Origin of the sequence: Providencia sp. PROV255 (assembly GCF_028478065.1) — a bacterium.
Lineage (GTDB): Bacteria > Pseudomonadota > Gammaproteobacteria > Enterobacterales > Enterobacteriaceae > Providencia > Providencia rettgeri.
Genome location: NZ_JAMPMI010000010.1, coordinates 109,789 through 123,340, shown reverse-complemented (window position 1 = coordinate 123,340; position 13,552 = coordinate 109,789). Strand labels below are relative to the sequence as shown.

Below are 13,552 nucleotides of genomic sequence, written 5' to 3'. Positions count from 1 at the left end.
GGTATGCAGCCCGAAATGTATGCAAAATTAATCACGTTTGTCGATTATTGCAGATGTTTTTTCAATACTTTTCCAGAGCAGTTACGCGGTAAATCTTTACGTACCTCAACACACGTTGGCACCTTAAATTTCGCCATTTGTTTTTCACAAAAAGCAAAGAACTCTTCCTGAGTTAAGGTTTCCCCTTCTTCAAGCACAATAAAAGCTTTAATCGCTTCATCTCGGATGTCATCCGCAACGCCGATCACTGCTACATCCACAATGGCAGGGTGTGAGGCAATAATATTTTCAATTTCACTGCAAGAGACATTTTCTCCACCGCGTTTGATCATATTGCTGCTTCTATCGACAAAATAGAAAAAGCCATCTTCGTCTTGGTAGGCAAAGTCCCCCGTGTGCATCCATCCCGCTTCATCAAAGGTTTTTGCGGTCGCTTCAGGGTTGTTGTAATACTCTTTAAAAAGGGTTTTACCACGCTCACCTTTCACACAGAGCTCACCAATAACCCCCGCACCAACACGCTGGTTATTTCTGTCCCGAATTTGAGCCTGATAACAAAAACCCGGGCGACCAATGGACGGCCAGCGACGCATATCGCCAGGCCGGTCACCAATCAAACCAACAATAGTCTCCGTCATTCCATACGAAGTTAAAAACCGCTTCACCCCAAAACGGGCCATAAACTGGTCGCGTTCTTCTTCACTTAAATTGAGGTAAAACATGGCTTCTCGTAAACAATGATCTTTTTCGTTATCCGCCAGCGGCTGGCTTAATAATGTGCGGATCATCATGGGGATAAGTTCGATGACAGTCGCTTTGTATTTCACCACTTGTTGCCAAAAACGGCGTGCGCTGTATTTCTCTAATAACACAAACGTTGCACCGACAGAAAATGCAGCCATAGAAGCTGTACATTGGCAGTCAATATGAAAAGCAGGCATGACTGTTAAATAAATATCATCAGAGCGTAAGCTGTTTTGCCAAGAAGAGTAATAACCGGCAAAGCGGAGGTTATAGTGGGTAATAATTACCCCTTTAGGCTTCGAGGTCGTTCCAGAGGTAAATAAAATCTCGGCCGTATCATCGACACTCAATTCAACAACCTGAGTCAATTGCGTATGTTGTTGTGACTGTTCAAACCAAAAGTCAGAAATATGCTCTACGGGTTCAATTTGTGTGTCTGTAATCAAAAAAATATGTTTTAGACTTGTCGCTACGTCAGCGAATACTTGTTGATAAATATCTAAGAAAGAGGAACGAGTGACTACCATTTTGGGTTGGCAGTTCTGCATGATCCAAGCACTTTCATTGTATTTATAACGCGCATTAATTGGGACCATAATCGCCCCAATTTTAGCCAAGCCAAACCAGCAAAAGAAAAATTCCGGGCAATTATCTAAATGTAAAGCCACTTTATCGCCTTTTTGAATGCCATAGGCTAAAAAGAGATTGGCGGTGCGATTAATGTGCTGGTTCATTTCTAAATAGCTGAACTTGCTAGTTTTTCCATCGCAGGATTCAAAGATAAGCGCCTGGCTGTTTCCATGGGTTAACGCTAAATCATCCCACATTTGACGCAAATTTTGTTTACCGATTACATCCATTAATTGTTACCCATCATTTCCCTGATGAATACTCAGCTCAATAGTCATCATTGACCTGAGTACCCATTCAATTAATCAACTATTTTGGCTAGCCCTTTATCGACTAACCCCCGAATATCAGTTTCGCTGTATCCAATATTTTTTAAGATATCTGTCGTGTCCATACCGTGTGATGGCATGCCTCGCCAAATTTGTCCGGGGTTATTTTTGAATTTAGGCATGACGTTAGGACCACGACAGGTTTTTCCTTCCATTGTTTGCCAACTGGTAATAGATTCGCGTGCAATGTATTGAGGATTGGTTTCTAACTCAGGAATAGTAAGGACTTTGGCGCTAGCAATATTCAATTCCGCGAGTCTTGCTAACACTTCATCAATCGAACGTGAACCTAGCCATTCATCGAGTTTTTCTTCAACTAAAGGCCCATAAGGGCATTCCACACGGTGAATTAACTGTGTGCCTTCCGGTATTTCTGGTGTACCTAACAGATGCGCCAACCCAATATCTTTAAAAATTTCCTGAATTTGCGTGATACCAACAATTTCCATCACGATATAGCCATCATTACAACTATATAGGCCACAACCTGCGTAATAGGGGTCTTTCCCTTTTGTCATACGTGGGCAGATCTCTCCACCATTGAAGTAGTCCATCATGAAGTATTGCCCCATACGCAACATCACTTCATACATAGCAACGTCAATGCTTTCACCTTTTCCAGTCTCACGTGCTTTATACAATGCAGCCAGTGCGGCAGTTGTCGCCGTCATGCCAGAAAAATAGTCTGCGGTATAAGGAAAAGCCGGCATTGGCTGGTCTTTATCACCGTTTTGAATCAGATAGCCGCTGAAGGCTTGAGCAATGGTGTTATACGCTGCGAGGTTGGTATATTGTGGGTCACCGTACTGCCCAAAACCGGATAAGTGTGCAATGACCAGTTTAGGGTTATGTTCCCAAAGTACTTCGTCCGTGATACCACGACGAGCAAATGCGGGGCCTTTACTCGCTTCAATGAAGATATCGGTTGTTTCCATCAGTTTTAGAAACGCGTCACGCCCCTCATCTTTGAAAATATTCAATGATAACGCACGTAAATTACGCCGTGATAGCTGTGGGTAGTTGGGTTGAACGCGAATAGTGTCTGCCCAGGCGACATTTTCTATCCAGATCACTTCAGCGCCCCATTCTGCAAACATTTGCCCTGCAAATGGGCCAGCAATTTCAATTCCTGAAAATACCACTCTAACCCCAGCTAGAGGGCCAAATTCTGGCATAGGTAGATGCTCTGCCATGTTCTTATCTCCTGTGAAGCAGGGTTGGCCTTCTCTTGAAAACCATCCCATTACGTTCAGTTATTAGCGGTATTGTTTCAGTACGCTACGGCCTAATGTCAGTATTTGCATTTCATCTGAACCACCTGATACGCGATCCACACGAAGGTCACGCCAGAAACGGGCAATTCGGTGCTCACCTGCAATTCCTACACCACCGAGTACTTGCATCGCAGAGTCCACGACTTCAAATGCCGCATTTGCACAGAAGTATTTACACATTGCTGCATCACCAGAGGTGATCAATCCGTTGTCACTCTTCCATGCAGTTTCATATAACATGTTGCGCATTGAATTGAGCTTGATCGCCATATGTGCAAATTTTTCTTGAATTAACTGAAAACGACCAATGGCTTCACCGAATTGAACACGCTGGTTAGCGTAACGCGCCGCATCTTCGAACGCACACATCGCGGTACCATAGTTAGTTAATGCCACTAAGAAACGCTCATGGTCGAACTCTTCTTTTACACGGTTAAAACCGTTACCTTCGCGGCCAAACATGTCTTTTTCATCCAGTTCGACGTTATCAAAAGTAATTTCACAACAGCTATCCATGCGTAAACCCAGCTTTTCAAGTTTATTCACCTTGATACCTGGTTTGCTCATATCTAAGAACCATTCGGTGAAAACAGGTTTGTCTGGTGAATCCGCATCGCGACTCATCACCACAATGTATGGTGTGTAAGCACTACTGGTGATAAAACATTTACTACCGTTCAAATACACTTTGCCATTACGGCGTTGGTAGGTGGTTTGTAGGCTACCAACATCAGATCCTGCACCCGGTTCAGTGATCGCCGAGTTCCACATTTGTTTACCCGTACCACGGAACGCCATGATTTTGTCAATTTGCTCTTGAGTTCCTTCTCTAAGCACCGTATTAAAACCGCCCGGTAATTGATACAACACATAGGTTGGTGCACCTAGGCGACCAAGCTCCATCCATACCGCAGCAACGGTGATAAACCCTGCATCTAAGCCGCCATGTTCTTCTGGGATCAGCAGGTTATCGATTTCCATATCCGCTAAGGCTTTGACAAAGCGTTCAGGATATTTACTGTCTCGGTCACATTCGGCGAAATAGCTTTCCCAGTTTTCACTGGCCATCAGTTCACGGATCCCTGCGACAAACAGTTCCTGCTCATCATTCAATCTAAAATCCATATCAATAACCTCTTACATGTTGTTTTTGAATAAATTAGTCATTTTTCCAATGCACTTTGGCATCTTTAATAAAGGAGAGCGTTACCATGATGTTGACGAAAAAAAGTGGGCATCCTCCGGCAATTATCGCGGTTTGAATTGGTTTTAATCCGCCTAAAGCCAGCAAGACAATGCCGATAACGCCAACTAAGACAGACCAACCAATGCGCACTAATAACGGTGGCTCATCGCCATCTTTAACTGCGCGACAAGTTGACATCGCAAGTGTGTAAGAACACGCGTTGATCAGTGTCACCGTGGCGATAAAGCAGAGGATGAAGAAGCCCCAAATTGTTACAGTGCTCAAAGGTAAAGCAGCCCATGTTTCAATGATGGCGCGTGCGACGCCGAACTCTTCGATCAGCTTTGGAATGTTAATAATGTTTTGGTCTACCAGTTGTAGGGTATTACTACCTAATATTGTCCAAATTAACGTAGTTCCTGCCGTCAAGCCTGCTACCATACCGATACACAGCTCACGGACGGTACGGCCTTTAGAGATACGTGCGAGGAAAATACACATTTGGATGGCATAAATTACCCACCACGCCCAATAGAACACGGTCCAACCTTGTGGGAAACCGCCTTTGCCGACTGCATCTGTATAGAACAACATGCGTGGCATATACATCATTAGAACCCCGATAGAGTCGGTAAAATAGTTCACAATGAAGCTAGCGCCGCCAACAATAAATACCCATCCCAGCATCAAGAAACTCAAGTAGCTACGGACGTCACTGGCGATTCTCACCCCTTTTTGCAAACCAAAAGCCACACAAATTGCATTCAGGATGATCCAGCAGAAGATAATGATGGCATCGAGCTCAAGAGTATGAGGAATTCCAAACAGGTATTGAATACATTCGGTAACCAGCGGTGTCGCTAGCCCTAAACTCGTCCCCATTGCTAAAATCAATGCGACCAAGTAAAAGTTATCAATAATGGTTCCAAACCAGCCATTTACGTGTTTCTCACCCACTAATGGAACCAGCGTACTACTTGGGCGAATAACATCCATTTTACGAACGAAGAAAAAGTAACCAAATGCGACCGATAAGAAGCTATAAGTCGCCCATGGGAGCGGTCCCCAGTGGAATAAGCTATAGGCTAACCCGATATTTTTCGCTTCATTTGAATAAGGCTCAAAACCAAATGGAGGCGCAGATACATAGTAGAATATTTCAATCGAACCCCAGAAAAGTACGGCGGCTGAAGTACAAGATGCGAACATCATGAAAATCCAGCTTGCTCGGCTAAACTCAGGTTTTTCTTCCCCTAAGCGCTTCTTCGCATAAGGCCCTAAAATCAACCAAAACCAGCCACCAAACATGACAACCATATACCACTCAAATGCCCAGCCCCACACATTGGTGACATAGCTGAAAACTTGGTTGATAACTTCATTTGACGCATCTAAATCACGAACAGTTAACCAACACAGTAGTCCAACAATGATCAACGGTGGAAAAAAAACCTTCGGTTCGATCCCACCTTTTTTATTTTCTTTGCTCATAGTTCGGTCCCAATTTATTATTTAATATATAAGTTTTAAAATAGATATTATTCTCATTACCTAATATCTATATGCATTTAAAACTTATATTTATTATTAAATCCCAACAAACCTAATTAAGTATTAATTCAAATTCTATCCGAATCATGTCTAGTCCCCATAAACAATTCTGTTATTAAGGTCACAATATTATTCGTGATAAATAATTGTTATTAACTTTAATAATTAAAACACCAATAAATACATAGAGATAAAATATTGTGTAACGTTAATGTTATTAAATACCTTCAGTATTGGTGATTCCAGTAGCAATATTGAACATTTCATTGATAACTAGATGATTTTTACAGTATTGGTGAGTAGGGTATCAGTATGAATATTTAAACCCACTTTAATTTAAGGTTTTCAATATTGGTGACTTAGGTTTTATTTTTAAATATCCAGTTCATGATAATTATATAATCCGAAACCGAAACGGATCATATTTATTAATATTATTTTAGGAGATGTAATGAATATTATTACATGCTATAAATCTGTTCCTGATGAACAAGATATTATTGTAAATAGCGCAGATGGTTCTTTAGATTTTTCACGTGCCGATACAAAAATCAGTCAATATGATTTAAATGCAATTGAAACCGCTAATCAAATAAAAGCACAGCAAGCTGACAGCAAAGTGATTGCGTTAAGTATTGGTGGTAAAGCACTCACGAATATGAAAGCACGTAAAGATGTGCTATCGCGTGGCCCAGATGAGCTCGTTGTTGTGATTGATGACCAACTTGAGCATGCACTTCCCCATCAAACTGCCATTACCCTTGGTGCAGCGGCACAGAAAGTGGGCTTCGATTTAATTATTTGTGGTGATGGCTCCGCAGATCTCAATGCACAACAAGTGAGCATTTTATTAGGTGAAACGCTGCAAATTCCTGCCATCAATGGTGTGAAAAAAATTGTTTCCATCACAGCTGATACGGTCATTGTAGAACGTGAGCTAGAAGATGAAATTGAAACGCTATCCATGCCATTACCGGCCATTATCGCTGTAACCTCCGACATTAACGTTCCTGTTATTCCTTCAATGAAAGCCATTTTAGGTGCCGCTAAAAAACCCGTCCAAGCCTGGACGATGGCAGATATTGGCTTAGATAACGTTGCCGCATTATCGTCTCAATCTATCGCCGCGCCGAAACAAAAAGTCCGCCAGCGGGTCATCATTGAAGGTGATGGCGATGACCAAATTGCGCAATTTGCTGAACATTTAAGAAAAATTATTTAATTGGAGGAGTTATGAGCAAATTATCAACCGTTTGGGTATTTAGTGATATGACTTCTCGCTTACCTGAACTTATCGGTGGTGCCCTCTCGCTTGGCGAGCAAGTGAATATTTTTGCCCTTGATGAAGCACAAAGCGCACAAGCTTTCCAACTTGGCGCTTCGCAAGTCTTTCTATTAACAGGTAAACCCGATGACCGCATTATTGAAGACTATGCGGACACGATGGTTTCCACCATCAAACAACAAAGCGATAACGGTTTACTGTTGTTACCAAATACCCGCAGAGGAAAATTACTTGCAGCACGCTTAGGCGCGAAACTACAAGCCGCGGTTTCCAATGATGCCGCCGCAATCACAATTGAATCTGAAAAACCGCTGATTAAACATATGGTTTATGGTGGCTTAGCCTTCGGCCAAGAGACCCTAGATAGCGCATTTTCAATTGCAACCCTTACCTCTGGTACATTTGAAGCGGCACCGAGTGATGCATCACGTAGCGGCACAGCTCAAGCTACACAATGGGTCGAACCAAAACAATCTATTGTACGTACCTCGATTCAGAAAAAAGCAGGTAACTCAGTGGAATTAGACAAGGCACGCTTAGTTGTCAGTGTCGGGCGAGGTATTGGTAGCCAAGAAAACATTGCGATTGCCAAAACGCTTGCCGATACCATCGGTGCTGAAATCGCTTGTTCTCGCCCAGTCGCAGAAAATGAAAAATGGATGGAACATGAGCGCTATGTGGGTATTTCTAACTTAATGCTCAAACCTGAACTTTATCTTGCCGTCGGCATTTCAGGGCAGATTCAACATATGGTCGGTGCGAATGGCGCACAAACGATCGTCGCAATCAACAAAGATAAAAACGCCCCTATTTTCCAATTTGCAGACTACGGGATCGTTGGCGATCTGTTCAAAATCTTACCTGCGTTAACGCAACAACTGGCGAAATAAACTCAATAACAGTGAGGCATTTTCCTCACTGTTTTCGTGACCTTTGGAGAAACTATGTCCGATGATATTTTTGATGCAATCATTGTAGGCGCAGGTCTAGCTGGCTCTGTAGCTGCATTGGTGCTTGCCCGTGAAGGTGCGCAAGTTCTCCTAATCGAAAGAGGAAACTACGCGGGCGGCAAAAACGTAACAGGTGGGCGAATGTATGCCCATAGCTTAGAACGCATTATTCCAGGCTTTACCCAAGAAGCGCCTATTGAGCGCATGATCACACGCGAAAAACTGTCATTTATGACCGAAACTGGCGCTGTTACAGTTGATTTCCAAAATGGCTCAGAACAAAGCCCTGATGAAACGTCTTGGTCTGTACTACGCGGTAAATTAGATCCATGGCTAGTTGAACAAGCCGAAAATGCTGGTGCACAGTGTATTACGGGTATTCGAGTTGATAAGTTAGTTGAACGTGATGGCAAGGTAGTTGGTGTTGAGGCTGATGGTGATGTACTTGAAGCTAAAGTGGTCATTTTAGCGGATGGCGTCAACTCACTGCTGGCTGAACAACTTGGCATGACTAAGCGCGTCAATGCAGAACATGTCGCTGTTGGTGTAAAAGAGCTCATTGAACTACCAAGAGATGTTCTAGCTAACCGTTTTAACCTTAAAGACAAAGAAGGTGTTGCTTGGCTATTTGCTGGCTCACCAACCGATGGCTTGATGGGCGGTGGGTTCCTCTATACCAATGAAGATACCGTTTCACTCGGCTTAGTTTGCGGCCTACACCATATTAAAGATGCTAAAAAATCTGTTCCGCAAATGCTTGAAGACTTTAAACAACATCCGGCTGTTGCACCTTTGATTGAAGGTGGAAAAATGGTCGAATATGCCGCGCACGTCGTCCCTGAAGCGGGTTTAAAAATGCAATCCGAATTGGTTCGTGATGGTGTATTAATTGCTGGTGATGCCGCGGGTATGTGTATAAATTTAGGTTTTACTATTCGTGGTATGGACTTAGCCGTTGCTTCAGGTGAAGCCGCAGCAAAAGCGGTACTTAGCGCAATGAAAACTGACGATTTCAGCAAGCAAAATTTAAATCAATACCTCGCACTGCTCAACGAAGGCCCATTACGGGACATGAAAATGTACCAAAAAATGCCTGAGTTTTTGGATAACCCGCGCATGTTTTCTGCTTACCCAGAAATGGCGGTTGGTATTGCAAAAAAACTCTTCACTATTTCAGATGAAGCTCCTGTGCCTTTACGTAAGACCATGTTACAACACGCGAAAAAAGTGGGCTTTATGAACTTGCTCAAGGATGGAATTAAAGGAGTCAGAGCAATATGAGTAATCCAGTCAACGTTGATGTCAAACTCGGTATTAATAAATTTAATGTCGATGAAGAAAACCCGCATATTGTGATAAAAGAGCATCCAGATATGAATGTGCTCGACACATTAACTAAAGCTTGCCCTGCGGGATTATATAAAAAACAAGAAGATGGCTCAGTACGTTTCGATTATGCCGGCTGTCTCGAATGTGGAACCTGCCGCATTCTTGGCTTAGATAGTGCATTAGAAAAGTGGGAATACCCACGCGGCACTTTCGGTATTGAATTTCGTTACGGCTGATTTATTTAGCATCGCTCTCGAAGCTAATAACTTCGTGAGTTTTCAAGCGTTTATTTGCGCTGATCAGGGACACACCCATAATGAAACCAAAAAGTTTTGATGATATTCAATTTTCCTCCGTTCACCGACGGATCATGCTGTGGGGTAGCGGTGGGCCTTTTCTGGATGGTTATGTATTAGTCCTGATCGGCGTTGCCTTAGAACAACTCACCCCCGTATTAAGTTTAAGTAGTGACTGGATTGGCTTATTGGGCGCTGCAACATTGGCGGGCCTATTCATCGGTACTTCTCTATTTGGCTATATTTGCGACCAAGTCGGTCGTCGTAAAATGTTTTTAATTGATATTGTTGCCATTGGTGCCATTTCAGTCGCGACCATGTTTGTCTCAACACCGATGGAGCTGCTTATCATGCGATTCTTAATCGGGATTGTAATAGGTGCAGACTACCCAATTGCAACGTCAATGATCACCGAATTTTCCAATACCAAACAACGTGCATTTGCTGTCGGGTTTATTGCAGCAATGTGGTATGTCGGTGCCACCTGTGCCAATCTCGTCGGCTATATGCTATATGACGTGGAAGATGGCTGGCGCTGGATGCTTGGTAGCTCAGTGATCCCCTGTATTATTATTTTGATTGGTCGTTTTGATTTACCTGAATCACCTCTTTGGCTGATTCGCAAAGGGCGCATTAAAGAATGTGAAAAAATGATGGAAAAGTTATTTGGCCAACCCGTAATATTTGAAGCCGAAGAACAACAAAAAACACACTTTCTTCAATTATTCACTAAGAGGCATTTTTCTTTCGTCCTATTCACCGCCATTATTTGGACCTGCCAAGTGATCCCGATGTTTGCAATTTACACCTTTGGACCACAAATCGTTGGGCAGTTGGGGTGGGATCAAGGAAAAAACGCTGCACTCGGTAACGTAGTTATCAGCTTATTCTTTATGCTAGGTTGCTTACCTGCGATGTATTGGCTGAATAAAATGGGACGGAGACCATTATTGATTGGTAGCTTTGCCATTATGACCCTCGCACTTGCCATACTTGGGCTATTTTCAAACCTTGGTATTTGCCTTGTGATTATCATGTTTGGGATTTACGCTTTTTTCTCAGGGGGACCCGGTATTTTACAATGGCTTTACCCTAACGAACTGTTTCCAACCGATATTCGCGCATCCGCCGTTGGGATCATTATGTCTATCAGCCGTATTGGCACTATTTTTTCAACATGGGCATTACCGCTATTTATCACTAAATACGGTGTCAGTTCGGTGGTATTAATGGGGGCAGGCGTTTCTTTACTCGGACTGATCGTTTCGATCCTATTTGCACCAGAAACCAAAGGCTTAACCCTAGCACAAACCTCAGTGATGGGTATTCGGCGCAAAAAGACATAAGAGAAGTAAAAGAAGTTACTACGATAAACAATCACATCAAATACGCTAAATAATTCGTGCTGCACCAAGGCAGCAAGAGAAACTAATCCCTAGGAGCATAGGAGAGTATGTGACTAGGGTAACGCAGTGGCAGTAAGAAGTATAACGCGTATTTATACGCTAAATAGTTCAGATTGTAGGTAGGCGGCAAGCGAATAAGACCCTAGGAGCATACACAAGTATATGACTAGGGCGAATAAGCGAAGCCAACACCCCTACAATTTGAAATATGACGCGTATTTATACGCTAAATAGTTTGTGTTGTGGCTAGGCGGCAATCGAGGTTATCCCGATGAGCATACACAAGTATGTGATTCGGGTAACCAAGTGCGGCCAACAACGCCACAGCGCAAAATATGACGCGTATTTAGTTGGTAGAGAATGGCATGATGTCATACCATACCAACAACCAAATAGTCACATAAGCAAAAATCGCCGCAATAATATCGTCAATCATGATGCCAAAACCGCCACTGACTTTTCGGTCAAAAATCCGTATCGGCCATGGCTTCCACATGTCATATATGCGGAAAATAAAGAAGGCGGTGATGACCCATTCATAATCAACAACTGGGATCGCCATGAGAGTAATCCACATCCCGATAAATTCATCCCAAACAATGCTGCCGTGGTCATGAATTTTCATATCATCGGAAGTGCGCTGACAAATTAAGCAACCAATCCAAAAACCCGCGATAATAAGCACCCACAGGCTCCAAATTGGCATGTTGGCCATTAATAACCAGAAAGGTATCGCAGCAAGAGAGCCCATTGTGCCTGGCACAATAGGTGAAAGGCCGCTACCAAATCCTGTAGCCAATAAGTGCCAAGGATTACGCATATTCAGCCGTTTTTTTGCTTCTGCTTTTTCTTGGCGACTAGCCATTCTATGCACCTTCCGAAACAAAATGATCGAAACCTTTTAGGTTTACATCAACTTCTTGGTTATTGCAAAAGTAGCTAATTCCTTCAGACTGCGGCTTAATTTGCCCAATACACGTAAAGCCTGAGCCTGTATGTGCAAGTGCCATCTCTAGCGCCCCACGGTTAATTTCAGGAACGGTAAAGCAAAGTTCGTAGTCTTCACCACCACTCAAAGACCATAAACGCCCTTGTTCGATACTACAACTTTGTTTCAACGCTTCTGATTGAGGCAATGCATCTAAATTAATGCGCGCACCACAACTACTCGCTTTCAAGATGTGGTTGAGATCAGAAACTAAACCGTCAGAAATATCAATCGCAGAAGAAGCCAGGTTTCTCAATGCTTGGCCTTGTAAAATCCGTGGCTGTGGACGTAAATGGCGCGCAATTAGCCATTCTTGATGTTCTACATTTTTAACATTCAGTTTATCTTGTAAAATAGCAAGGCCAGCAGCGCTATCACCGAGAGTCCCCGTTACATAAATCCAATCGCCATTACGCGCCCCCGCACGGGACATCGCTTTGCCGTTTGGCACTAAGCCATGAACCGTGTAGGTCAAGCTCATAGGGCCTCGGGTTGTATCACCACCAATTAATTGCATGCCATAATAGTTAAGCTGTTCAAACAAACTATCACTAAAAGATTGTAACCAATCACAATCAACACAAGGCAATGTAATTGCCAAAGAAACCCATGCAGGGTCTGCGCCCATCGCTGCGAGGTCACTTAAATTAGATGCTAATGATTTATAAGCAAGATCAGCTGGTGAAATGGTTGGTAGGAAATGAATACCAGAAACGAGAGTGTCAGTGCTTACAGCAAGTTGCTGTTTTTCTGGAATGGTCATCAACGCACAGTCATCCCCAATACCGATATTAACATCACGTCGGTTAGTGGTTTGACGGTTAAAATAACGCGCGATGAGGTCAAATTCGCCATATGACATGGTAGATTTTCCGTTTTCGCTATATCTATTTTCGTTTAAGACGAAGCAAATAATTTACACCCTAATAATTCAATAATAGGTAAATAGCACTGAATTGCTAACCTGAAGAGTCTATCTAATTGGCTGCAATTATTCTTCGCTCACCGGCCATTGAAATATCGCGAGCATATAAACACAAAGGTAGACTGGAACCCAGGCTACCTATTTATTACCGTAGTGCTACAGGAGGGAACCCTGATATTATTATTTTTTACGGCGTACCGCAGGTGCAGCTTTGTCTAATACACCGTTAACGAATTTATGGCTATCTTCTGCGCCAAAAACTTTCGCTAATTCAATACCTTCGTTGATTGCGACTTTATAAGGTACATCTTCACGGAAACTTAATTCAAACATGGAGACGCGTAAAATCGCTTTTTCTACCTGCCCTAACTCTTCGAGCTGACGAGATAAATAAGGCGCCATCTGTTGATCTAGTTTTGTTGCGTTAGTCGCAACACCTGATAACAGTTCACGAAAATAGTTTACGTCGACGTCTGACATGTCCTGTTCAGCAATAAACTCATATTCGACTTCAGCAATTGGATTGCCAGATAATTGCCATGAATAAATGGCTTGTACAGCACACTCACGAGCGCGGCGACGAGCAGCAGGTTTCACAAGATTCCCCTTAAATTTAAAAACTGTACACAATAAACACTTGTTGCATTGCGTAATCTACA

Annotated in this window: 12 protein-coding genes; 5 read left to right on the top strand and 7 right to left on the bottom strand. The window is 42.9% G+C overall.

What is annotated here, in order from left to right:
* Positions 1–44 precede the first annotated feature (44 nt).
* The 4 genes from caiC to caiT form a co-directional block, all read right to left on the bottom strand.
* Positions 45–1,604, bottom strand: coding sequence for a crotonobetaine/carnitine-CoA ligase (caiC, locus tag PR725_RS12095; protein WP_004914587.1), 1,560 nt, complete (start codon positions 1,602–1,604; stop codon positions 45–47).
* Positions 1,605–1,675: 71 nt separating this feature from the next.
* Positions 1,676–2,896, bottom strand: a complete 1,221-nt coding sequence (gene caiB / locus PR725_RS12090) for an L-carnitine CoA-transferase (RefSeq protein WP_004914591.1) — start codon at positions 2,894–2,896, stop codon at positions 1,676–1,678.
* 63 nt (positions 2,897–2,959) lie between these two features.
* Positions 2,960–4,102 (bottom strand): crotonobetainyl-CoA dehydrogenase, encoded by a 1,143-nt coding sequence (gene caiA / locus PR725_RS12085; RefSeq protein ID WP_004905499.1) that lies wholly within the window; start codon positions 4,100–4,102, stop codon positions 2,960–2,962.
* Between the two features lie 34 nt (positions 4,103–4,136).
* Positions 4,137–5,654, bottom strand: a complete 1,518-nt coding sequence (gene caiT / locus PR725_RS12080; protein WP_117162857.1) for an L-carnitine/gamma-butyrobetaine antiporter — start codon at positions 5,652–5,654, stop codon at positions 4,137–4,139.
* Between the two features lie 511 nt (positions 5,655–6,165).
* Here caiT and fixA point away from each other — a divergent pair.
* The 5 genes from fixA to PR725_RS12055 all read left to right on the top strand — a co-directional run bounded on the left by fixA (position 6,166) and on the right by PR725_RS12055 (position 10,920).
* Entirely contained in the window at positions 6,166–6,936 is a 771-nt protein-coding gene (fixA, locus tag PR725_RS12075; RefSeq protein WP_109911882.1) for a putative electron transfer flavoprotein FixA, read from the top strand.
* Positions 6,937–6,947: 11 nt separating this feature from the next.
* Positions 6,948–7,889 (top strand): FAD-binding protein, encoded by a 942-nt coding sequence (locus PR725_RS12070; protein WP_272569171.1) that lies wholly within the window; start codon positions 6,948–6,950, stop codon positions 7,887–7,889.
* 54 nt (positions 7,890–7,943) lie between these two features.
* Entirely contained in the window at positions 7,944–9,230 is a 1,287-nt protein-coding gene (fixC, locus tag PR725_RS12065; protein ID WP_272569169.1) for an FAD-dependent oxidoreductase FixC, read from the top strand.
* Positions 9,227–9,514 carry a ferredoxin-like protein FixX gene (fixX, locus tag PR725_RS12060; protein WP_004914610.1) on the top strand — a complete coding sequence of 96 codons (288 nt, stop codon included), beginning with the start codon at positions 9,227–9,229 and terminating at the stop codon, positions 9,512–9,514. The genes fixC and fixX overlap by 4 nt, the downstream gene beginning before the upstream one ends.
* An 80-nt stretch (positions 9,515–9,594) precedes the next feature.
* Positions 9,595–10,920 carry an MFS transporter gene (locus PR725_RS12055; RefSeq protein WP_306426767.1) on the top strand — a complete coding sequence of 442 codons (1,326 nt, stop codon included), beginning with the start codon at positions 9,595–9,597 and terminating at the stop codon, positions 10,918–10,920.
* A 406-nt stretch (positions 10,921–11,326) separates the two neighbouring features.
* Here the strand turns inward: PR725_RS12055 and pgpA are convergent, their stop codons facing one another.
* From pgpA to nusB, 3 genes are all read right to left on the bottom strand, one after another.
* Positions 11,327–11,845, bottom strand: a complete 519-nt coding sequence (pgpA, locus tag PR725_RS12050) for a phosphatidylglycerophosphatase A (RefSeq protein WP_109911879.1) — start codon at positions 11,843–11,845, stop codon at positions 11,327–11,329.
* Position 11,846: 1 nt separating this feature from the next.
* Positions 11,847–12,830, bottom strand: a complete 984-nt coding sequence (gene thiL, locus PR725_RS12045; RefSeq protein WP_004914616.1) for a thiamine-phosphate kinase — start codon at positions 12,828–12,830, stop codon at positions 11,847–11,849.
* Positions 12,831–13,073: 243 nt separating this feature from the next.
* A complete protein-coding gene (gene nusB / locus PR725_RS12040; RefSeq protein ID WP_004914619.1) occupies positions 13,074–13,490 on the bottom strand; it encodes a transcription antitermination factor NusB in 417 nt (138 codons plus the stop codon).
* Positions 13,491–13,552 lie beyond the last annotated feature (62 nt).